Origin of the sequence: Bradyrhizobium mercantei (assembly GCF_001982635.1) — a bacterium.
In the GTDB taxonomy this organism is placed as follows: domain Bacteria; phylum Pseudomonadota; class Alphaproteobacteria; order Rhizobiales; family Xanthobacteraceae; genus Bradyrhizobium; species Bradyrhizobium mercantei.
In genome coordinates this window covers 719,955-742,017 of the sequence record NZ_MKFI01000005.1, presented here as the reverse complement: position 1 = coordinate 742,017, position 22,063 = coordinate 719,955, and the positions used below count along the sequence as shown (strand labels likewise).

General features: G+C 65.4%; 20 protein-coding genes. 9 read left to right on the top strand and 11 right to left on the bottom strand.

Annotated elements, in window-relative coordinates:
* Window positions 1–6: 6 nt before the first annotated feature.
* Window positions 7–234, top strand: a complete 228-nt coding sequence (locus BI327_RS26070) for a hypothetical protein (RefSeq protein ID WP_076864118.1) — start codon at window positions 7–9, stop codon at window positions 232–234.
* A gap of 56 nt (window positions 235–290) precedes the next feature.
* Here the strand turns inward: BI327_RS26070 and BI327_RS26065 are convergent, their stop codons facing one another.
* A complete protein-coding gene (locus tag BI327_RS26065) occupies window positions 291–1,247 on the bottom strand; it encodes an amino acid ABC transporter substrate-binding protein (protein ID WP_076864117.1) in 957 nt (318 codons plus the stop codon).
* Between the two features lie 12 nt (window positions 1,248–1,259).
* Window positions 1,260–2,549 (bottom strand): dicarboxylate/amino acid:cation symporter, encoded by a 1,290-nt coding sequence (locus BI327_RS26060; RefSeq protein WP_076864116.1) that lies wholly within the window; start codon window positions 2,547–2,549, stop codon window positions 1,260–1,262.
* A 213-nt stretch (window positions 2,550–2,762) separates the two neighbouring features.
* Between BI327_RS26060 and BI327_RS26055 the strand changes: the two genes are divergently transcribed.
* Window positions 2,763–3,764 carry an NADP-dependent oxidoreductase gene (locus BI327_RS26055; protein ID WP_076864115.1) on the top strand — a complete coding sequence of 334 codons (1,002 nt, stop codon included), beginning with the start codon at window positions 2,763–2,765 and terminating at the stop codon, window positions 3,762–3,764.
* 305 nt (window positions 3,765–4,069) lie between these two features.
* Here the strand turns inward: BI327_RS26055 and BI327_RS26050 are convergent, their stop codons facing one another.
* Window positions 4,070–7,240, bottom strand: coding sequence for an efflux RND transporter permease subunit (locus BI327_RS26050; RefSeq protein WP_076864114.1), 3,171 nt, complete (start codon window positions 7,238–7,240; stop codon window positions 4,070–4,072).
* Between the two features lie 12 nt (window positions 7,241–7,252).
* Complete coding sequence (locus tag BI327_RS26045) at window positions 7,253–8,458, bottom strand: efflux RND transporter periplasmic adaptor subunit (RefSeq protein ID WP_245334933.1); 1,206 nt, start codon at window positions 8,456–8,458, stop codon at window positions 7,253–7,255.
* A gap of 215 nt (window positions 8,459–8,673) precedes the next feature.
* Here BI327_RS26045 and BI327_RS26040 point away from each other — a divergent pair, with 215 nt between their 5' ends.
* The 5 genes from BI327_RS26040 (at window position 8,674) to BI327_RS26020 (ending at window position 12,895) form a co-directional block, all read left to right on the top strand.
* Window positions 8,674–9,459, top strand: a complete 786-nt coding sequence (locus BI327_RS26040; RefSeq protein ID WP_076864113.1) for a cysteine rich repeat-containing protein — start codon at window positions 8,674–8,676, stop codon at window positions 9,457–9,459.
* Window positions 9,460–9,499: 40 nt separating this feature from the next.
* Complete coding sequence (locus tag BI327_RS26035) at window positions 9,500–9,721, top strand: cysteine rich repeat-containing protein (RefSeq protein WP_076864112.1); 222 nt, start codon at window positions 9,500–9,502, stop codon at window positions 9,719–9,721.
* 110 nt (window positions 9,722–9,831) lie between these two features.
* Window positions 9,832–10,044: a hypothetical protein gene (locus BI327_RS26030; protein ID WP_076864111.1), complete on the top strand. Its 213-nt coding sequence runs from the start codon at window positions 9,832–9,834 to the stop codon at window positions 10,042–10,044.
* Window positions 10,045–10,157: 113 nt separating this feature from the next.
* Window positions 10,158–11,288 (top strand): FAD-dependent monooxygenase, encoded by a 1,131-nt coding sequence (locus BI327_RS26025; protein WP_076864110.1) that lies wholly within the window; start codon window positions 10,158–10,160, stop codon window positions 11,286–11,288.
* Complete coding sequence (locus tag BI327_RS26020; RefSeq protein ID WP_076864109.1) at window positions 11,285–12,895, top strand: benzoate-CoA ligase family protein; 1,611 nt, start codon at window positions 11,285–11,287, stop codon at window positions 12,893–12,895. The genes BI327_RS26025 and BI327_RS26020 overlap by 4 nt, the downstream gene beginning before the upstream one ends.
* Before the next feature lie 288 nt (window positions 12,896–13,183).
* On the opposite strand, the gene BI327_RS26015 is transcribed toward BI327_RS26020, so the two are convergent.
* From BI327_RS26015 to maiA, 3 genes are read right to left on the bottom strand one after another with little or no spacing between them, the layout of a single operon-like run.
* Window positions 13,184–14,368 (bottom strand): 3-hydroxybenzoate 6-monooxygenase, encoded by a 1,185-nt coding sequence (locus tag BI327_RS26015; RefSeq protein ID WP_076864108.1) that lies wholly within the window; start codon window positions 14,366–14,368, stop codon window positions 13,184–13,186.
* Window positions 14,368–14,880 carry a MarR family winged helix-turn-helix transcriptional regulator gene (locus BI327_RS26010; RefSeq protein WP_076864107.1) on the bottom strand — a complete coding sequence of 171 codons (513 nt, stop codon included), beginning with the start codon at window positions 14,878–14,880 and terminating at the stop codon, window positions 14,368–14,370. Before BI327_RS26010 ends, BI327_RS26015 begins: the two co-directional genes overlap by 1 nt.
* Complete coding sequence (maiA, locus tag BI327_RS26005; protein WP_076864106.1) at window positions 14,870–15,502, bottom strand: maleylacetoacetate isomerase; 633 nt, start codon at window positions 15,500–15,502, stop codon at window positions 14,870–14,872. The genes BI327_RS26010 and maiA overlap by 11 nt, the downstream gene beginning before the upstream one ends.
* 108 nt (window positions 15,503–15,610) lie before the next feature.
* Here maiA and gtdA point away from each other — a divergent pair, with 108 nt between their 5' ends.
* Window positions 15,611–16,651, top strand: coding sequence for a gentisate 1,2-dioxygenase (gtdA, locus tag BI327_RS26000; RefSeq protein WP_076864105.1), 1,041 nt, complete (start codon window positions 15,611–15,613; stop codon window positions 16,649–16,651).
* Window positions 16,652–16,720: 69 nt separating this feature from the next.
* On the opposite strand, the gene BI327_RS25995 is transcribed toward gtdA, so the two are convergent.
* From BI327_RS25995 to BI327_RS25980, 4 genes are all read right to left on the bottom strand, one after another.
* Complete coding sequence (locus BI327_RS25995; protein WP_076864104.1) at window positions 16,721–17,548, bottom strand: ABC transporter permease; 828 nt, start codon at window positions 17,546–17,548, stop codon at window positions 16,721–16,723.
* Window positions 17,541–18,314, bottom strand: a complete 774-nt coding sequence (locus BI327_RS25990; RefSeq protein ID WP_076864103.1) for an ABC transporter ATP-binding protein — start codon at window positions 18,312–18,314, stop codon at window positions 17,541–17,543. The genes BI327_RS25995 and BI327_RS25990 overlap by 8 nt, the downstream gene beginning before the upstream one ends.
* Before the next feature lie 158 nt (window positions 18,315–18,472).
* Entirely contained in the window at window positions 18,473–19,477 is a 1,005-nt protein-coding gene (locus tag BI327_RS25985) for an ABC transporter substrate-binding protein (RefSeq protein ID WP_076864102.1), read from the bottom strand.
* A gap of 13 nt (window positions 19,478–19,490) precedes the next feature.
* Entirely contained in the window at window positions 19,491–20,852 is a 1,362-nt protein-coding gene (locus BI327_RS25980; protein ID WP_076864101.1) for an FAD-dependent oxidoreductase, read from the bottom strand.
* Window positions 20,853–20,968: 116 nt separating this feature from the next.
* Between BI327_RS25980 and BI327_RS25975 the strand changes: the two genes are divergently transcribed.
* Complete coding sequence (locus BI327_RS25975; protein WP_076864100.1) at window positions 20,969–21,853, top strand: LysR family transcriptional regulator; 885 nt, start codon at window positions 20,969–20,971, stop codon at window positions 21,851–21,853.
* Window positions 21,854–22,063 lie beyond the last annotated feature (210 nt).

The window sequence follows — 22,063 nt, the reverse complement described above, 5'->3', positions numbered from 1 at the left end:
CAGATTATGCGCAAACTTCTTTTGAGCCTCCTCGCCGTCACGGCGTTCGCCGCCGCCTTCACCCCTCCGGCCGCCAACGCCGTGTTCTGGCGCGGCGTCACGGCCCCGATGAATATCGACATCCACGGCTACCCCATCATCAAGGAGCCGCCTCCGAGCACATGCCAGTTGATCCATGTGAACGGATACTGGGTCCGGCAGTGCCTGGAACTGTCGCGCCGCTATTGGCGATGAACGAGACGGCGCCGGAATCCCGGCCTCTCCCGCGAGGAGAGAGGTCGAGTTCGAGGCTAGTTCGACCCGCCCGGCGAATCGTCGAGCGCCTTGAAGGCCTCTTCGAGCTGCGGTGACATCGCGACGTTGAGCTTCTCGCCGGTCGGCAGGCGGGCGACGAACCACTTGTTGTAGAGCGGGACGATGTCGCGGTTCGAGGCGAGCTTGCGGAATGCACGCTCGACCACGTCCTTCATCTGCGGTTCGCCCTTGCGGTACATGATGCCGTAGGGATCGTAGGACAGGTAGTCGCCGGTGACGCGGAATTTGTCCTGCGACTTGTGCCGCGCGATCAGGCCGTAGAGCAGGATGTCGTCGGTCGCGAACGCATCCGCCTTGCCGTCCACCAGCATTTGGTACGACTGCTCGTGGTCGGGTGCGGTGACGATGTTGAGGCCAAGCTGCTGCTTGGCGTCGACATTGTGCATCGCCTGCTCGTTGGTGGTGCCTTTGGTCACCACCACCGTCTTGCCCTTGAGGTCGGCGACCTGGTTGACGCTGGACGCCTTCGGCACCATCAGCTTGGTGCCGGCGACGAACATCAGCGGCGAGAACGCGACCAGCTTGCCGCGCTCGGAATTCGCCGTGGTCGATCCGCATTCGAGATCGATCTTCTTGTCGACGACCGCGGGAATGCGATCGTCGGAGGTAACCTTGACGTAGTCGACCTTGAGATTGGCGTCGTCGACCTCGACCCCGATCTCGTCGACGATCGCATCGCACAGCTCGAGGCTGTAGCCGATCGGCCGGTTGGAGTGGTCGAGGAACGAGAACGGCGGCGAACTCTCGCGATAGCCGATCCGCACCGCGTGCGTGGCCTTGATGTTGGCGAGCGTGGGGCTCAACCCCTCGCCCGCCGGCTGTGCGGCGGCCGGTCCGGCGAGCAGGCCTGCCGCCAGCAGACATGCAGACAGCAGGCAGGTCGACAGGTGAGGCCCCTCAACCCGTACCGGCCTCCAGCGGGCGCGATGCATGCATCCCTCCCGTCAATGGCCGGCCATCACGGCACCGGGCACCGCATCCTGCGGCACCGCATCGTCGGGCCCGAGCTCGTGCTCGGCCTTCAGCTCGCCCTCCCACTTGGCGACCACGGCGGTCGCCAGCGAGTTGCCGATCACGTTGGTGGCGCTGCGGCCCATGTCGAGGAAGGTGTCGATGCCCATGATCATCAGCAGGCCCGCCTCGGGGATGCCGAACTGCGACAGCGTCGAGGCGATCACCACCAGAGAGGCGCGCGGCACGCCGGCCACGCCCTTCGAGGTGATCATCAGCGTCGCCAGCATCGCGAGCTGCGTGCCGAGCGACATCTCGATATGGTAGGTCTGCGCGATGAAGATGCTGGCGAAGGTGCAGTACATCATCGTGCCGTCGAGGTTGAAGGAATAGCCGAGCGGCAGCACGAAGGCCGAGATCCGCGAGGAGGCGCCGAACCTGTTCAGCCCCTCCAGCGTCTTCGGGTAGGCCGCCTCCGAGGAGGCGGTCGAGAACGCGATCATCAGCGGCTCGCGGATCAGCCGGAGCAGATGGCTGTAGCGTGGCCCGATCACCACGAAGCCGACCGCGACCAGGATGCCCCACAGGATCAGCAGCGACAGATAGAAGCCGCCCATGAAGACGATCAGCTTCCAGAGCACGCCGAGACCGTTCTTCGAGACCGTCGCCATGATCGCGGCCCACACCGCGATCGGCGCGAACAGCATGACGTAGCCGGTGACCTTGAGCATGATGTGCGCGAGATCGTCGATCAGGCTCATGATCGGCTTGGCCCGCTCGGGCATGGCGCCGAGCGCAACCGCGAAGAACACCGCGAACACCACGATCTGCAGGATCTCGTTCTGCGCCATCGCATCCGCAATCGAGGTCGGGATCAAATGGGTCAGGAATTTTTCGATCGAGAAGGCCGAGACCGGCAGGCCCGTGGACTGGGCCTTGTCGGGCAGCGTGCCGGGGAAGTTGGCGCCGGGCTGCAGCAGGTTGACCATCACGAGGCCGAGCAGCAGCGAAACGAACGAGGCGGAGACGAACCAGCCCATGGTCTTGGCGAAGATCCGCCCGAGCTTGGCACCGCTGCCCATATGGGCGATGCCGCCGACGAGGGTCGCAAACACGAGTGGTGCGATGATCATCTTGATCAGGCGCAGGAACAGCATCGCGATCAGGTTGACGTCTGCTGCGATCTCGGCGCGGCTGTCAGGCAGATAGTTGAAGACGATCGTCCCCATCGCGATGCCAAGGACCATCGCAATCAGGATGTACTGCGTAAACCTGTTCGACATTCTCTTACCCCCGTAAGTTCCCGGCGAACGGCAAGTGTGGCAGATTTACGCAGCTACGCAACACGCTTCGCGTCGAGCGGGACTTTGCCGAAACGTTCCCGTTGTGGAATGCCAGCGTGCGGACTAGCGTTCATGCAGCGCACAATCTGTGCAAGGAGCTGCGCACGCGGCAGCCAACTGCATGCGAAACGACCAAAGCGAGGGGAGACATCCATGAACGACACCGTCAATCGCCAGATCCTGCTTGTTGAAAAGCCGACCGGCAAGCTCGGGCCCGAGCATTTTCGCCTGACCAATGGTGCGGTCCCCGCGCCGAAGGACGGCGAGGCGCTGGTGCGGACGCGCTACATCTCGCTCGACGCCGCCAACCGCGCCTGGATGCACGGCGCCACCTACCGCGCTGCGGTGGAAGCCAACACCGTGATGGCCGGCGGCAGCATCGCCGAGGTGGTGTCGTCGAACGACCCGAGCCTGAAGCCGGGTGACATCGTGTTCGGCGACACCGGCTGGCAGGACTATGCCGCCGTGCCGGCCAAGCATCTCGCCAAGATGCCGAAGCTCGAGCCGATGACGCATCTGCTCAGCGTCTATGGCGTGGCCGGCCTGACCGCCTATTTCGGCCTGCTCCATGTCGGCAAGCCCAAGGAGGGCGAGACGGTGGTGGTGTCGGCCGCCGCCGGCTCGGTCGGCTCGATCGTCGGCCAGATCGCCAGGATCAAGGGCTGCCGCGTCGTCGGCATCGCCGGCGGCGCGGACAAGTGCCACTGGCTGACGTCAGAACTCGGCTTCGACGCCGCGGTCGACTACAAGGACGGCGCCACCTACAAGGCGCTGCGTGCAGCGGCCCCCAAGGGCATCGACGTCTATTTCGACAATGTCGGCGGCGACATCCTGGAGGCCTGCCTGGCGCAGATGAACAACCGCGGCCGCATCGCCTGCTGCGGCGCGATCTCGCAATATGACGGCGTGCCCTCCGCGCACGGCCCGCGCGGCGTGCCCGGCCTGATCGTGGTGAAGCGGCTGATCATGCAGGGCTTCATCGTGATGGACTACATGGACCAGCGCGACGCCGCGCTCGCCGAGCTGCAATCCTGGGTCTCCTCAGGCAAGCTCAAGGTGCAGGAGGACGTCATCGACGGCATCGAGAACACGCCGCAGGCGCTGATCGGGCTGCTGGCCGGCGAGAACCGCGGCAAGCGCATGGTGAAGGTGTAGTTGGAAGCTCGGTGCCGTAGGGTGGGTTAGCGCAGCGTAACCCACCGGCTTCGCGCCGCGGAGAAGATGGCGGGTTACGCCTTCCGCCTTCGCTCGTTGAGCTACGGCGGACGCAGTCGGCTAACCCGCCCTACGCAGGTGCACAGCGAGCTCTCATTCCCGTCATCCTGAGGTGCGAGCGGAGCGAGCCTCGAAGGATGAATCGGCCCCAATGCGGCGGCGCGGAGAGAGATGGGCCGTTCGCCCTTCGAGACGGCCGCTGCGCGGCCTCCTCAGGGTGACGGGGATAGATTTGGTGCGCGGAGCTAATGCACCGTGCCTGACGCCTGCGGTGCGGCTTGCGGCGCCGCCGCCTTCCCCTTCTTCGCCTTGCGCCAGTTCTCAAAACTCTGCACCACCACGAAGAACGCCGGCACGAACAGCACCGCGAGGCAGGTCGAGGCGATCATGCCGGAGAACACCGTGATGCCGATCGACTTGCGGGCGTTGGCGCCGGCGCCGGTCGCGAGCACCAGCGGCAGCACGCCGAGGATGAAGGCGAACGACGTCATCAGGATCGGCCGGAATCGGGCGCGCGCGGCGTCGATCGCCGACTCCAGCACCGGCTTGGCGTCGCGCACGTGATGTTCGATCGCGACCTCGACGATCAGGATCGCGTTCTTGGCCGACAGCGCGATCAAAAGGATGGTGCCGATCTGGGTGTAGAGGTTGTTCTCGATCCGCAGGCTCAGCAGCACCAGTGTCGGGCCGAGCAGCGACAGCGGCACGGCCAGGATCACCGAGATCGGCGCGTACCAGCTCTCATATTGCCCGGCGAGCACGAGATAGACCAACAGCAGTGCCAGCGCGAACACATAGTAGATCTGGCCGCCGACCTCCTTCTCCTGGTACGACATCGCCGTCCATGCGAAGCCGGTGCCCGGCGGCAGCGTCTTGGCTGCGATCTCCTCCATCAGCGTCATCGACTGGCCGGACGAGTAGCCCTGCGCCGGCAGCCCGATGACGGAGGCTGACGGATAGAGGTTGTAGAGGCTGATCAGCGACGGACCGACCGACGGCGTGATCCTGGCCACCGTGCCGAGCGGGATCATGTCGCCATTGCTGTTGCGCACCATCATGTTCTCGATGTCGCGCAACGACAGCCGGTACTGGGCCTCGGCCTGGGTGTAGACCTGGAAGGTGCGGCCGAACTTGGTGAATTGGTTGACGTAGCTGGCGCCGACATAGGTCGACAGCGCCGCGAAGATCTGGTCGGGGGTGACGTGCAGGGTCTGTGTCTTGACCCGGTCCACATCGACGTCGAATTGCGGCACCGTCGCGCGGAACGACGACTGCACCCGTTGCAGCGCGCTCTGGGTCTGCGCATTGGCCACGATCGCGCCGGTAATCGCCTGCAGTTTGGCGTAATCGGCATTGCCGTCGCGCAGTTCGACCTGCATGGCAAAGCCGGCGGCATTGCCGATGCCCTGGATCGGCGGCGGCGGGATCACCAGGATGCGCGCCTCCGGGATCACCGCGAGCTTGTCGTTCAGCCCATAGACCAGCGAGCGCAAGTCCTCGCCCGGCCCGCGCGCGCTCCAGTCCTTCAGGATCAGGTAGGCGACGCCGGCATTGGCGAGGCTCGACGAGTTGTCGAGCGCGGAAATGCCCGCGATGCTGATCACCTGATCGACACCCGGCGTCTTGCCGGCGATCTCGGTGACCTTGTCGAGCACGTGCTGGGTGCGGTCGAGCGCGGCGCCGTCGGGCAATTGCACCGCCGCGAGCAAATAGCCCTGGTCCTCGATCGGGATGAAGCCGGTCGGCACCCGCGACAGGCCGTAACCGGCCAGCCCGATGATGACAAGCGCAATGGCGACGGAGGTCTTGGCATGCCCGGCGATGCCGCCGACCACCCTTGTATAGCCGCGCTCCAGCCGGTCATAGACCGCGTTGAAGCCGCGATAGAAGAAGTTGCGCTGTTCGGGCGGCGCCGGAGGACGCAGCCACAGCGCGCACTGCGTCGGCTTCAACGTCGCGGCATTGACCGCGCTGAGCAGCGCGGTGGCCGCGATCACCAGCGCGAATTGCGCGTACATCCGCCCGGTCAGCCCGGGCAGGAAGGCTGCCGGCAGGAACACCGAGATCAGGACAAGCGTGATGCCGACGATCGGCGCGAACAACTCGTCCATGGCCTTGATCGCGGCGTCGTGGCCGGACATGCCGCGCTCGATATTGTGCGCGGCGCCCTCGACCACGACGATGGCGTCGTCGACCACGATGCCGATCGCCAGCACGATCGCAAACAGCGTTGACAGATTGATCGTGAAACCCAGCACGGCCATGCCCGCGAACGCGCCGATGATGGTGACCGGCACGGTGGTCGCCGGCACCAGCATGGCCCGCCAATCCTGCAGGAAGACCAGGATCACGACCAGCACCAGGAGGCCGGCCTCGATCAACGTCTTGTAGACCTCCTCGATCGAGGCGTTGACGAATTTGGTGGTGTCGAACGGGGTGTCGTATTTGATGTCCTGCGGAAACTGCTTGGCGAGCTCCGCCATCTTCTTCTCGACGGCCTTCTCGACCTGCAACGCGTTGGCGCCGGGCGACTGGAACACGCCGATGCCGGTCGCGGGCTTCTGGTTCAGCGAGAAGATCTGGCTGTAGGTCTGGGCGCCGAGCTCGACCCAGCCGACGTCGCGGACGCGGGTGACGTCGCCGACAGTGCCTGACTTGACGATGATGTCCTCGAACTGGCTCGTGTCGTCGAGCCGGCCGTTGACGTTCAGCGTGTACTGGAACGCCTGCCCCGCCGGCGTCGGCGGCGCGCCGACCTGGCCGGCGGTGACCTGCTGGCTCTGCTGCTGGATCGCCTGGATGACGTCCTGCGGCACCAGCCCGCGCACCTGCAGCTTGTTCGGATCGAGCCAGACCCGCATCGAGTATTGCCCGGCGCCGAACACCGTGACGTTGCCGACCCCTGGCAGCCGCGACAGCTCGTCACGGATGCTGATGGTGGCGTAATTCGACAGGAACAGGCTGTCATAGGTCTTGTTCGGCGAGGTCAGCGTCACGAACAGCAGGATCGAGGTCGACTTCTTCTGCACCGTGACGCCCTGATTCTGCACCGCGGACGGCAGTTGCGCCAGCGCCGAAGAGACCCGGTTCTGCACCAGCACCTGCGCGAAATTCAGATCGGTACCGATCTTGAAAGTCACCGTCAGCGTGTAGGTGCCGTCGGCGCCGGCGTAGGACTGCATGTACAGCATGTCCTCGACGCCGTTGACCTGCTGCTCGATCGGCAGTGCCACGGTGTCGACCACCGTCTTGGCCGAGGCGCCGGGATAGCGCGTCGTCACCTGCACCGTCGGTGGTACCACGTCGGGATATTGTGCGACCGCGAGATTATACAGCGCCACGCCGCCAAGCAGGATCATCAGGATCGCGATGACGTTGGAAAGGACCGGGCGCTCGATGAAGAATTTCGAGATCATGGCGCGTGCGTCCTACTTGGCCGCGGTTGGCGGCGCCGCATCGGCCTTCTGCACCTGCGGATCGACCTTCTGCCCGGGGATCGCGCGCAGCAAGCCGGCGGTCACGACGCGGTCGTCGGCCTTCAGCCCGCTCTCGATGACGCGCAGTCCCTCCTCGAGCGGGCCGGTCGTCACCTTGCGCTGCTCGACCACGTTGTCGGCATTGACGACCAGCACGTAGCGGCCGGCCTGGTCGCTGCCGATCGCGACATCGGGCACCAGCAGGGCGTCCTCCTGCTTGTCGAACGGCACGCGAACGCGAACGTAGAAGCCGGGCAGCAGGGTGCGGTCCGGATTTGCGAACACGCCGCGGACCGCCAGCGTGCCGGTCGACTGGTTGAGGGTCGGCGAGATGTAATCGATCTTGCCCTTGTGCGGATAACCGGTCTCGGTCTGCAACCCGACCTCGACGGGCAACTGCCGCAACTCGTTCACCGACATGCCGCGACGCCGCGCTTCCTCGCGCACGCGCAGCACGTCCTGTTCATTGACGTTGAAATTCACGTAGATCGGATTGAGCTGCACGATGGTGGCAAGCTGGGTAGGCGACGCCACGCCGACCAGTTCGCCGACCGAGACCAGATGGTTGCTGACGATGCCGTCGAACGGCGCGGCCACGTTGGTGTAGCCGTAATTGACCGCGGCGAGCTTGGTGTTGACCTGGGCCTGTTGCAGACCAGCCTGCGCGTTGTCCCGCGTTGCGGTCGAGGTTTCCAGCGTCGCCTGCGACACGGCCTGGCGCTGCACCAGGTCCGTCTGCCGCTTGAAGTCGGCATCGGCCTGCTTCACGGTCGCCTGCGCGCCGACCTCGGCGGCCTGCGCCTGCTCCAGCTTCAGCTTGTAGGTCTCCGGCTCGATGGTGAACAGGGTGGTCCCTTCCTTCACGAAGGAGCCGTCCTGATAATTGATCGATTGCAGAAAGCCCTGCACGCGCGCGACCAGATCGACGGTCTTGATCGGCGCGGTGTTTCCGGTGGCATCCAGATAGCGGGTGATGGCGCGCTGCACCGGCGGCGCGACCTCGACCTTGGGCGGCGGCGGCGCAACAAAACTGTTTTGCTCGCAGGCACTTAAACTGACAAAGCCGGATATGACCAAAGCGGCGCGCGCCAATCTCGGATTTCGCAGCCGCACAAAATCGCTCTGACTGAAATGTGCCGATGCGCGCGCATGCCTCATTTCCGAGCCTCGATTCAAATGACTTAATTCAAAGCCGTATTCAAAGCCGTCGTGGCGGGCAAAAAAATCCGCCTGCTCATCCATAGCAACAATCCGCTTGCAGCGGAACTCGAAAGCGAAAATGATGTCGCTCGCCGAGGTTGTTACACCAAGACTTTTCAGAGCTCAGTTCAGTTGAGCCGGAGACATCCGGCGCGACCAGAGGATTTATTCAGATGATCAATGCGTTGACACGTGCAACGAAGCTGTCCGCTTGGCTTGCGCTTGCGGCCTTCATGAGCACCGCACCAGCCTTGTCGCAGGCGCCGAGCCAGGCGCAGCGCGACGCCATCAAGTCGCAATGCCGCAACGACTACATCGCACACTGCTCCAGCGTACCGCCGGGAGGCGAAGCCTCACTGCAATGCCTGCAGAAGAACATGGCAAGCCTCGCCCCGGGCTGCGCCAGCGCCGTGAAGGCCGTGGAAGCACCGGCCGCCGCGCCGAAGGCCGACACCGCACCCGCAGCAGCCAGGACCGAAGCGGCGCCCGCGGCGACGGCCAAGCCGGCCACCGAGGCCGCCGCACCGAAGGCGGCCGGGACGCCGTCCAGCGCGCAGATCTCCGCGATCCGCAGCGCATGCCGCTCCGACTACCCCAAGGTCTGCGCCGGTGTACCGACCGGTGGCGCGCCGGCGCTCGAGTGTCTTGAGAAAAACAAGGCGAAGCTTTCACCGGCTTGCGGGAAGGCGGTGGCTGCTGCCGGCGGCGGTGGCGCCGCGCCGGCCGCGGGTGCAGCGGCGACGGCGGCACCGGCCGCTGCTCCTGCGGTCATCATGCTGCGGCCGCTGCGGCCGCGCGAAGAGCTGTTCGTGCTGCGCTCGGCCTGCGGCGCCGACGTGCGCTCGATCTGCGGCGGTGTCCAGCCGGGCGGCGGGCGGATCGTGCAATGTCTGGCGACCAATGCCGGCTCGCTCTCGCCGGCGTGCCGCGACGTGCTGGCGCCGTTCGCGGCACGGTGATCCTGTTGTCACGCGACTTGACCGGAAAAGGGAGCGAACGATGCTACGTATCGTCCTGACCGCCGCACTGCTTTGCGGCTCGACCGCCGTCTACGCCCAGGAAATGACCGCCGCGCAGCGCAACGCCTGCATGGGCGACTATGAGAAGTACTGCAAGGGCGTGGAGCCCGGCGGCGGGCGCATCATCGCCTGTCTCGCCAAGCAGAGCGACAAGCTGGCGCCGGCCTGCAAGAAGGTGCTGGCGGCCGCGGAAAAGAAATAGCCGCGCAGGCGGTGAGACGAGATGTGCCCGGCGATTTGCCGGGCACGCAGCCGGAGCACCTTATTGTCACCTAAAGGCCAACCATACCTCACTCCGGGAGAGGGAATATAATGCGTTCACTATTGCTGAGCGCCACGGCCCTGCTGTCCTTTGCCGCGACCATGACTTTTGAATCCTCCGACGCCAACGCCGTCGTGTGCGGCCGCGGCCCCTATCGTGCCGGATGCGCCAGCACGCGCGGCGCGGTCGTCGTCCGCAAGCCGGTCGTCGCCGGCTGCCGCTGGGTATGGGTCGACGGGATCAAGGTCCGCCGCTGCTACTGAGCCTTTCGACCCCGCGCGGGGTGTCGCCGCGCATTTTCCCTCTGGCGTTCCCGCCAGAGGGCGATTAGTCTGGAGCCAAATTGTAAGTACACTGTCAATCTGGGAGGCAGACGTTGCGGATCGCCGTGATTGGCGGAGGGCCCGGTGGGCTCTATTTCGCCTATCTCTGGAAGAAGCGTCATCCGGACGCCGAGATCGATCTGTTCGAGCAGAATGCGGCCGGCGCCACCTGGGGCTTCGGCGTGGTGTTCTCCGAGCAGGCGCTGGACTTCCTGCGCGCCGACGATCCCGAGACGGTCGACGCCATCACCCCGCGGATGGAGAGCTGGAAGAACATCACGCTCAATCTGCGCGGCGAGAGCGTCGAGATCGACGGCGTCGGCTTCTCCTCGATCGGCCGGCTGGCGCTGCTGACCATCCTGCAAGAGCGCGTGCGCAGCACAGGCGTCACGCCGCGGTTCGACACCGTGGTGCAATCCGTCGATCAGCTCAGGGGTTACGACCTGATCGTCGCCGCCGACGGGCTGAACTCGATGGTCCGCCGCGGCTTCGAGACCGCGTTCGGCGCGTCGGTCACGCATTCCACCAACAAGTTCGCCTGGTACGGCACGACGAAACCCTTTGCGACGCTGTCGCAGACTTTCGTGGCGACCGACCGCGGCAGCTTCAACGCCCATCATTATCGCTACGCCCGCGACATGAGCACCTTCCTGGTCGAATGCGACGCGGCGACCTGGGCGGCCTACGGATTTGCCGACAAGACGATCGAGCAATCGCAGGCGATCTGCGAAGACGTGTTCGCCGCGACGCTGGACGGTCACCGGCTGATCTCGAACAAATCGGTGTGGCGCAATTTCCCGTGGATCTGGAACGAGCGCTGGTCGCACGGCAACATGGTGCTGATCGGAGATGCCTTGCATTCGGCGCATTTCTCGATCGGCTCCGGCACGCGGCTGGCGATCGAGGACGCGATTGCGCTGACCAAGGCGCTGGAGACCGAGGGCAGCGTCGCCGCCGCGCTTGCCCGCTACGAGGCCGAGCGCAAGCCGATCGTCAAGAAGCTCGTCACCGCGGCGCGGACCAGCGCCGACTGGTACGAGCATTTCCCCGCGCACATGAAGCTCGACCTGATGGATTTCGCCTACAGCTACATCACCCGCTCCGGCCGGATCGACGATGCGCGGCTGCGCGCGATGTCGCCCGGCTTCATGGCCCGTTACGAAGCCGCAAAGGGACGCTCATGACTGGGATCGCCGACCAGGTTCCGCCTGATAATCCCGGTGCGCGCGAGATCGGCTTTACGATCGCTGAACGCTACAATGCGAGCCGCATCCTGTTCGACAATCTCGGCAACGGCAATGCCGAACGCCTGGCGCTGACCGGCCCGGCCGGCACCCGCAGCTATCGCGAGCTATGCGCCGATGCGGCGCGTTGGGGGCACGCCTTCCTGTCGCTTGGACTGAAGCGCGGCGACCGCGTGTTGCTGTTCCTCGACGACACGCCGGCCTATCCGGCGGCATTCTTCGGCGCGGTGCGCGCCGGATTTGTGCCGCTGCTCATCAACACGCTGACGACACCGGAGCTGCTGCAATTCTATCTGTCCGATGCCGGCGCGCAGGTCGCGGTCGCCGACGCCGAATTCTGCTCCCGCTTCAACGCCGAAGCCTGCAAGGACACGCCGCCACGTACGCTGGTCGTGGTCAACGGCCCCGCGGGCGATCACGCGGTTGCCGAAACACGCGTGGCGAGCGAATGGCTGCAAGGGTTTCCGACCGAGCTCGATGCAGCCGACACCCACCGCAACGAGATGGCGTTCTGGATGTATTCGTCGGGGTCGACCGGCCGCCCCAAGGGCATCGTGCATCTGCAGCACGACATGGCCTATAGCGAGCTCGCCTTTGCCCGCAATGTGCTGAAGCTCAAGCCCGGCGACATCTGCTTCTCGGTGCCGAAGATCTTCTTCGCCTATGGTTTCGGCAACTCGATCACGTTTCCCTTCTCGGTCGGCGCCGCCACGCTGCTGCTGCCGGGCCAGCCGAAGCCGGCCGCGATCTTCGCGGCGATCGGGCAATATCGGCCGACCGTGTTTTTCGGGCTGCCGACGCTCTACATCTCCCTGACCAAGGCTGAAGGCGCTGATACCGCCGATTTTTCCTCGCTCCGCATGGCGGTCTCGGCGGCGGAGGTGCTGTCAGCCGATGTCTTCAACGGTTGGAAGCGGCTCACCGGGCTCGAAATCATCGAAGGCCTCGGCTCGACCGAAGTGCTGCACGTCTATCTCAGCAATCGTGCGGAACGGAAGAAGCTCGGCGCCGCGGGCCTGCGCGTGCCCGGCTACGAGATCATGCTGCGCGACAGCGACGGCCGCGAGGTCGGCGACAATGAGGAAGGCATTTTGTGGGTGCGCGGCGATTCCGCAACCCCGCTGTACTGGAACCGGCCGGACAAGACCGCCGAGACGGTGCGCGAGGACGGCTGGATCTACACCGGCGACCGCTTCATGCGCGACAGCGACGGCTTCCACTTCTTCCGCGGCCGCGCCGACGATCTGATCAAGATTTCCGGCCAGTGGGTCTATCCGCTGGAGGTCGAGCTCTGCCTCGCCGATCACCCCGACGTCCGTGAATGCGCCGTCTACGCCGCCGAATTGCCGGATCGCCGCATGACGCTGCGCGCCGTGGTGGTGATGAACAAGACCGGCTTCGACACCAATGAGGCGACGCGACGACTGCAGGATTACGTCAAGGCAAAGCTTTTGCCGTACAAATATCCGCGCGAGGTGACGTTCACCGACGAGCTGCCGAAGACCGGTACGGGGAAGATCGACCGGCAGGCGGTGATGCGGATGTGAGGGCGCGCGGGGATAGCGCGCCACGAGCTCCTTTCGAGCCGAAGTCTCTATCGTCTCGCCCGGGGCCACCCCTCTCCCCACCCTCCCCCGCAAGGGGGGAGGGAGCCCAACGGGCGCGCTCACCTCACACCTACCCATCCGACCGATAATTTGCCGCCAGCAATCGATGCTATCCAGCACCGACGTAAGGGACGCGCCGGCGGAAGGGTTCCCTCCCCCCTTGTGGGGGAGGGTTAGGGAGAGGGGTGCCGCGCGGGTGCTCTCTCCGCATCCATTCACACGACAGGATCAGGCCTGCAGCCCCGTGCCGCCATAGAGCCACGCGATATCGTTGCACCATTCATCCTGCGACTTCGCGCTCATGATCGCGTTGCGGATGCGGGCGTGCTCGCCGGCAGGATGGTAGACGTGCTCGCCGATCGCGCGGGACATCAGTTGCACCCGCGCGGTGCGGGGGAAGCGCTGGGCGCTGTAGGCCTCCAGCGCAGCGGCCTGATCGTCGTGATTGGCCAGCATGTGCGACAGGCAGACCGCGTCCTCCATCGCCTGGCAGGCGCCCTGCGCGAAATATTGCATCATCGGATGCGCGGCGTCGCCGAGCAGCACCACGCGGCCGTCGACCCAGCGCTCGTCGGGATCGCGGTCGCACAGCACCCAGAGCTTCCAGTTGGTGCCGTGGCGGATGATGTTCTGCGCGCGCTCGTGGACGTGGGTAAAGCCCCTCATCACCTCTTCCTCGGAGACCGGCTTGCCCGCAACCGGCTCCGGCGCGTTGTTGTGATAGGTGACGACGAGGTTGAACACCTTCCAGCCCGACAGCGGGTAATGCACGATGTGGCATTTCGGTCCGGCCCACAGCGTCGCTGCATTCCAGCGCAGATCCTCCGGCATCCGCTCGGTCGGAATCACGGAGCGATAGGTGGTGTGGCCGGAGACGCGCGGCGGGCCATCTGATGTCACCTGCTTGCGGATGTTCGACCACAGGCCGTCGGCGCCGATCAGGAGGCGTCCGTCGATGCGCTCGCCACCCGCAAGTTTGGCGGCCACGGACGAGCCGTCCTGCTCGTAGCCTGTCACCTCGCTGGATACGCGCAGCTCGATCAGCTCGTGGCTCTGGCAGGCGCGCAGGAACACGCCGTGCAGATCGCCGCGATGCACCACGGCATAGGGATTGCCGAACCGGGCGCGAAAGGCATCGCCGAGGTCGATGTGGGTGATCTCGTCGGCGGTCAGCGCATCCATCAGCCGCAGCTTGTCGATATAAACAGCCATGTTGCGCGCGGCCTCGCCGACGCCGAGATAGTCGAAGGCGTGGAACGCGTTCGGCCCAAGCTGGATGCCGGCGCCGATCTCGCCGAGCGCGGCAGCCTTTTCCAGCAGGATCGAACGGATACCCTTTTGCGCGAGGCCCAGCGCCACGGCGAGGCCGCCGATGCCACCGCCCGCGATCAGGACCGGTCTCGTCTCCGCCATCAGCCTGACCTCCCGAGATGTTCGAGCGCATCCTCGGCGCGCAGCGGCACCCGCGATGCCTCGTTGTTGAGATCGACAAGTTGGGTCAAAAGCGAGAGGAGCGTCTTGCGGTCGGCCGGTTTCAGCGGCTGCAACATCCGCGCCTGCGCCTTGTCGACCGAGGGCATGATCTCGCTCAGCACCGCGGCACCTGCCTTGGTAAGATAGAGCAGCTTGACGCGTTTGTCCTCCGCCGCCGGCTTGCGGACGATGAAGTCCTTGGCCTGCAGCCGCTCGATCACATTGCCGAGCGTGGAGCGGTCGAATGCGATCACGGCGGAGAGCCTTGTGGCGTCGATGCCGGGATGGGTCGAGATCGTGACCAGGGCGGCGTATTGCACCGGCGTCAGGTCGAACGCCCTGCACTCCTCGATGAACAGCGCGACCGCGATCTGCTGCATCCGCCGGAACAGATAGCCGGGCGCGGTATAGACCGCGTCCATGGTAACGGGCGTCGGCTTGCTATTCGGCATCGGGCTGCTTGTCCGGCGCGGCGTCGGCGAACGCCTTGACCTGCTTTGCCGCGGCCTCCGCCTTGAGCAGGCGCGGATAGGCCGAGACATCGACGCCGAAGCGCCGCGCATTGGCGAGCTGCGGCACCAGGCAGAGATCGGCAAGGGTCGGCTGATCGCCGAAGCAGAACGGCCCGGCCTCGTCGGCGATCAGGGTCTCGCAGGCCGACAAGCCCTCGCGGTTGGCCCAGGCCGCCCATTCCGTCACCTGTTCGTCCGGCAGGCCGAGCTGACGCAGCCGCGCCAGCACCTTCAAATTCTGCACCGGGTGAGTGTCGCAGGCGATCGCCTGCGCGAACGCCCGCACCTTGGCGCGGCGCAGCGGATCCTTCGGCAGCAGCGGCGGAGCGGGATTGGTCTCGTCGAGCCATTCGATGATCGCGAGCGACTGGGTGAGGATCGCGCCGGCATCGCTCTCCAGCGTCGGCACCAGCCCCTGCGGATTGATCGCGAGATAGGCCGGCGCGCATTGCTCGCCCTTGCGCAGATGATGCGGCAGGTGCTCCGGCGTCAGCCCCTTCAGATTAAGGGCGATCCGGACCCGGTAGGACGCGCTGCTCCGGAAATAGCCATGCAGCTTCATCGGAACCTCCCTTGCATTTTCGTCATTGGTCTCGTTGATTGACGCTAGCCATATTGTCAGTATACTGTCAATTAAATTGCACCAAACAAGAACGATGGGAGGCTTGCCATGGAAGCCGTGCAGAAGACCCCGGAGCGCGAGGCATTCTACAAGAAGATCGACGGCCAGAACCTCTCGGCGCTGTGGAACGTGATGAACGATCTGATCACGCCGGAGCCGAAAAGCGCCTGCCGCCCGCATCTGTGGAAGTTCGACCAGATCCGCGACTACATGAACGAGGCCGGCAAGCTGATCACGGCCAAGGAAGCCGAGCGTCGCGTGCTGGTGCTGGAAAATCCCGGCCTGCGCGGCCAGTCCAGGATCACGACCTCGCTGTTCGCCGGCGTGCAGATGGTGGTGCCGGGCGACATCGCCCCTGCGCATCGCCACGCGCAATCGGCGCTGCGCTTCGTGCTCGAGGGCAAGGGCGCCTTCACCGCGGTCGATGGCGAGCGTACCGCGATGTCGCCGGGCGACTTCGTCATCACGCCGTCGATGACATGGCACGACCATTCCAACGAAACCAACGAGCCGATGTTCTGGCTCGACGGGCTCGACATCCCGATGGTGCAGTTCTTCGACTGTTCGTTTGCCGAAGGCGCCAAGGAAGATCAGCAGTCAATCTCCAAGCCGGCGGGTGCGAGCTTCGCGCGCTACGGCCACAATCTGCTGCCGATCGACCAGAAGCGGACCTCGAAGACCTCGCCGATCTTCAACTATCCCTATGAATACACCCGCGAGGCGCTGGAGAAGGCCAAGGTCAGCGACGAGTGGGACGCCTGCCACGGCCTCAAGTTGAAATTCTCCAACCCCGAGACCGGCGATTTCGCGATGCCGACCATCGGCACCTTCATCCAGCTGCTGCCGAAGGGTTTCAAGACCGCACGCTATCGCTCCACTGATGCGACCGTGTTTGCCGCGATCGAAGGCAAGGGCCGCACCCGGGTCGGCGACCAGACCTTCGAATGGGGCCCGCGCGATTTGTTCGTGGTGCCGAGCTGGCACTGGGTCACCCACGAGGCCGACGCCGATGCCGTGCTGTTCTCGTTCTCGGACCGTCCGGTGCAGCAGAAGCTGGATCTGTTCCGCGAGGACAGGGGGAACGCGTAGCCAGGAATGCGTAATCGTCGTCCCGGCGAAAGCCGGGACGACCGCGCAATTTGTGGCGAGCGACGCGTCTCACCGCCAGTGCAGCAGCCGCGTCTCCAGCAGATTGATCAGCTTGCCGACCACAAGCCCGAACAGCGACAGGATCACGACGCCGGCGAGCAGCTGATCGGTCTGCATCAGATTGCCGGCCTGCAGCACGAACGCGCCGATGCCGTATTGCGCGCCGATCATCTCGGCGCTGACGACGAGCAACAGCGCGACCGACGCGGTGATGCGGAAGCCGGCGAGGATCGACGGCAGCGCGCCCGGCCAGATCACCCGGCGCACGATGGCGTGGAACGGCACGTTGAAGCTCTGCGCCATCCGGATCAGGTTGCGGGGCACCGCATCGACGCCGCTATAGACCGAGATCGCGGTCGAGAAGAACACCCCGAGCGCAATGGTCGCGATCTTCGGCTCCTCGCCGATCCCGAGCCACAGGATCAGCAGCGGCAGCAGCGCGATCTTCGGGATCGGGAACAGCGCCGAGATGAAGGTGATGCCGACGCCCCGCGCCATGGTCGACAGCCCGATCGCGAATCCGACGATGATTCCGGCGGCCGTGCCGATGATCCAGCCGGCGCCGATCCGCATGATCGACCACGAGAGATGCTGCCATAGCGCACCCGACATCGCGAGCTTAGTGATCGCGACCGCGATCGCCGACGGCGCCGGCAGGAACAGCGGGTTGACCCAGCCTGCGCTGCCCGCGAGTTGCCAGACTGCGATGACAAGCGCGAGCGCGATCCAGCCGGCGTGGCGGCTGCCGCTCGGGGTGAAGCCGGCGCCGCGAAACGCGACCGGCCGCGTCGCTTCCGCCGATTGGTCTTTGGCGTCCTGCGGCGCACGATCAAGCATGCTGGACCTCGCGCTCGGCATCGATCGCTTCTTTGCGGATCAGCGACCACAGCTCACTTTGCAGCGCAGCCATCGGTCCGCGTGCGTCCGCCGTGCCACGCTCGGCACGCGTCATCGGGATGGTCACGATCTCCCTGATCCGCCCGGGGCGGCGCGACAGCACGACGACGCGATCGGCGAGCCGCACCGCCTCCTCGAGATTATGCGTGACATAGACCGCGCCCATCGCGCCGTCAGCCAGCAGGCGCACGAAATCCTCCATCAGGAGCTCGCGGGTCTGCGAATCCAGCGCCGACAGCGGCTCGTCCATCAACAGGATCGCGGGACGCACCGCGAGCGCACGTGCGATACCGACGCGCTGGCGCATGCCGCCGGACAGCTGCTTCGGATAGGCTGCGCGGAAATCCGTCAAGCCCGTGCGGCGCAGCGCATCGTCGATCACCGCGCGGCGCTCGCCGGCGCTCAAGCTCGTGTGCAACAGCGGAAACGCGACATTCTCCTCGACCGTATTCCACGGCAGCAAGGCAAAATCCTGGAACACGAAGGTCAGCGGATTGAGGCTGCCGGCCGGCGCCGCGCCGCGCAGCTCGGCGCCACCCGCAGCTGGCCGCAGCAGGCCGCCGAGGATCGACAGCAGCGTGCTCTTGCCGCAGCCGGACGGGCCGACGATCGCGACGATCTCGCCGGCGCGCACCGTAAAGGAGACGCCGTCGAGCACGTCGAGCGCGCCGAAGCGATGGCTGATATGGTCGGCGATCAGGTCCATTCAGTGCCCCACAACCCAACCCGTCACCCTGAGGAGCGCGCACTTGCGCGCGTCTCGAAGGGTCGACGGCCGAGCTGCATCCGGGCCGTCGACCCTTCGAGACGCCGCTGCGCGGCTCCTCAGGGTGACGGGGATAGAGTGGCGTGTGCGGTCTACCATCAATCCGCCTTCACATAATCCTTGGCGATGATCGCATCGGCATCAAAGCCCTTGTCGACAAAACCCTGCCCCTGCAGCCATTTGATCTGGTTGTCGAGGTTCTTCACGTCGAGCTTGCCGTCGGGATCGATATAGGCGCAGTTGCCGACCACCTGCTCGACCGGCAGGTTGGTGTACTTGGCGATGATCTCGAGCAGCGGTTTCGTCTTGTCGTTGATCGGCGCCACGCCGCCCTTGATCGCGGTGAGGATCACGTCGTGATATTCGTGGTCGGCACGGGTCAGCGCCGTGAGCAGCCGGGTCACCAATTGCGGGTTGGTCAGCGTCTTCGGCGAGGCGAAGATGGCCCCTAGCTGCCACGGCGTCTCGTCGCCGACCCAGCCGAGCAATTTTGCGCCGTTGGAATCCATCAATGTCCGCGCGGTGGAGACCGGCAGCAGCGCGGCGTCGACGGTTTCGCCCTTCAGCGCCGCGGCCGCGTTCGACAGCGACTGTAGCGGCACGATTTTCACGTCGGACAGCTTGAAGCCGTATTTGTCGGCGAGCAGGCCGAGCGAATAGTGGAAGCTGGAGCCGACCTGGGTCACCGCGACGCGCTTGCCCGCCAGATCCTTCGGCGTCTTGAGGCCGGCGGCATAGGCGTTGTTGCTGGCGAAATAGCCGATCAGGGGATAGCCGGCCTTCTCGCGGCTCATGCCGCCGATCACCTTCAGCGTGCCCTTGCCGGCGAGATTGTAGAGGCCTGCGGTGACGGCGGTGACGCCGAAATCGACGTCGCCCGACGCGGTCGCGACCGCGATCGGCTGCGCGGCGTCGAAGAACTTCAGCTCGACGTCGAGGCCGGCGTCGCGGAAATAGCCCTTGTCCTGCGCGATGAACACCGGCGCCGAGGACGACAGCCGCAGCACGCCGATCTTCGCCTTCAGGAGATCATCGGCCCGCGCGATGCCGCTTGCGGCCCACACCAGGAGACCCGCGAGTGCGAGCCGCGCCCAACCCTTCATCCCAGTACTCCGCTTATAGTCCCTCGGGCACGGCCTGATCGCGGCCGATGAATGCGCCCTGCATGCTGAGCTGTTGTTGCAACTTTTCGACGGAAATGTCGCGCGGAATCGTATTGCCCGACAGCGCCAGCGCAGCCGCGGTTCCCGCCGCCTCGCCCATCACGAAGCAGGCACCGGAGACGCGCGCCGCCGATTGCCCTTCATGGGTCATCGAGGCGCAGCGGCCGGCGACCAAGAGATTGTCGACACCGTCAGGCACCAGCATGCGGTACGGCAATTCGTTGAAGCCGCGGCTCTCCGGGATCGGCGGAAACTCGAAGGTCACATCGCCGGGTACGTGCTTTTCCATCGGCCAGCCATTGACGCCGATCGAGTCGGCGAACGAGGCGCAGCCCAGCACGTCCTCGCCTGTGAGCATGTAGCCGCCGATCACGCGCCGCGTCTCGCGGATGCCGAGCTGCGGCGGCAGATCGACGATGTAGGAATTCTCGAACCCCGGCACCGTGCGCAGGAACTTGAATGCTTCGACAGCCTGGCGGCGGCCTTCGATCTCGCCGCGCGTCATGTCGTCGGGATCGATACCGGAAATGGCGCCGCCGTCGCTGCGCGTCACCTGGGTAAAGTTCACCCGCCATTCGATCTGCGATTTCTGTGGCCGCACGATCGCCGACTTGCGCGGAAATTTGTGCGTGCCGGCGGCCTCGGCCTGCGCCATCCGCTCCGGGATCGTGCGCCACGCATCACCGGCCTTCGCCGGATCGATGCCGTTGAGGCGGAACATCATCGAGGGGTAGAGCATGCCGCCGGCATTATCACCGACCTCATAGGGCGCGCCGGCCCACACCGCGAGATCGCCGTCACCGGAGCAATCGATGAAGATGCCGGCGCGCACCGCCTGACGGCCGGCCTTGGTCTCGACCATCAGCGCACGGATGTGCGTGCCGTCCATCACGACGCCGGCGCCGAGCGCGTGGAACAGGAGGTCGACCTTGTGATGCGCCAGGAGATCGTCCGCCGCGATCTTGTAGGCCGCGGTGTCATAGGCCTGCGCAAAAATCTTGCCGAGGATCAGATGCGGCGCATTCAAGCCGCCGAGCCGGTCGATCCGCGCGAGCAGGTCGGAGGCAATCCCCTGCACCACGCGGTGCATCTCGCCGAAGATGTTGGCGTGCAGCCCGCAGAAGTTGGTCACGCCCGCCGCGGTGCCCATGCCGCCGAGAAATCCGTACCGCTCGATCAGGAGCGTCCGCCGTCCGGCACGCGCTGCGCCGACCGCTGCCGCGATGCCGGCCGGTCCGCCGCCGAGCACCGCCACGTCATATTCGCCATAGACCGGAATCTGCCGCGCAGGTTCTTCGATCGTGCTCGCTCGCATCATTTTCCGCCCTGAACAAAGTTATTGGGCCAACTATGAATTGATGCGGATTGCAGTACAATCCACCAAATTATGTAATCAGCTTTCACGAATCGAGAAAGGCTCGGGCAAGGCGGATGGATACGCTGATCAATCTCGAAGCCTTCCTCGCCACCGCCGACGCCGGTGGCTTCTCCGCCGCGGCGCGCAAGCTCAACGTCGCGACATCGGTCGTCGCCAAGCGCGTCACCCAACTTGAGGAGCGGATCGGCACCGCGCTGTTCCACCGCTCGACCCGCCAGTTGCGGCTGACCGAGGCCGGGCTGCAATATGTGCATCGCGCCCGCGGCGTCGTTGCCGATGTCGGCGATCTCTTGTCGCGGATGGGCGAGAAGCAGCGCGACCTCTCCGATCATCTGCGCGTCAAGGCGCCGACCTCGCTGACGGTGGCGCGGCTCGCCGATGCCTTCACCATCTTCCAGCGGCAGAACTCGAGCGTGAAGCTCGAGATCGTGATGATCGACCGTCCGGTCGATCCGGTGACCGAAGGCTTTGACATCGCGATCGGCGCCTTCCCGCACTCCTTCGGCGGTGTCGTCGACGAGCCTTTGTGCCGGCTGCCGCGGCTCCTGTGCGCCTCACCGGCCTATCTGAAGAAGCACGGCACGCCGAAACATCCGCGCGATCTTGTCGATCATCGCTGCCTCAGCTTCCTGCCGACCGGGCCGGAATGGCCGTTCGAGGGGCCGCGCGGCCGTATCAATGTCCAGGTGCGGCCGATACTCTCTTCGAACGAGGGCCGCGTGCTGACGCAAAGCGCGATCGCCGGCAACGGCATCGCGCTGCTGTCGCATTATCTGGTCGCCGACGCGCTGCGCCACCGCGCGTTGCAGCCGGTGCTGGTGGACTTTCCGATCCCGGAACTATGGGTGAAAGCGGCCGTTCCCGAGCGCCGCATCGACGCCGCCGCGGTGCAGGCGCTGCTGAAGACCTTGAAAACGTCGCTGGCGCAGCCGCTGTGACACGGCGCAGGCCTTGCCCCTCGCATGCCGACCTGAGACAAGGACAGGATAAGGATCCGTCGCTTGAAACTCCTGATCTCAATGTCGCTCGGTCTCATCATCGCCGGCCGGACCCGAGGCCGCGATCGAGACCTGCCGCTTCATCGAGGCCAAGGCGGAGCGCGAGGCTTGCTATCATCGGCAGGAGCAAGAGCTGGCGGCCCGGCGCAA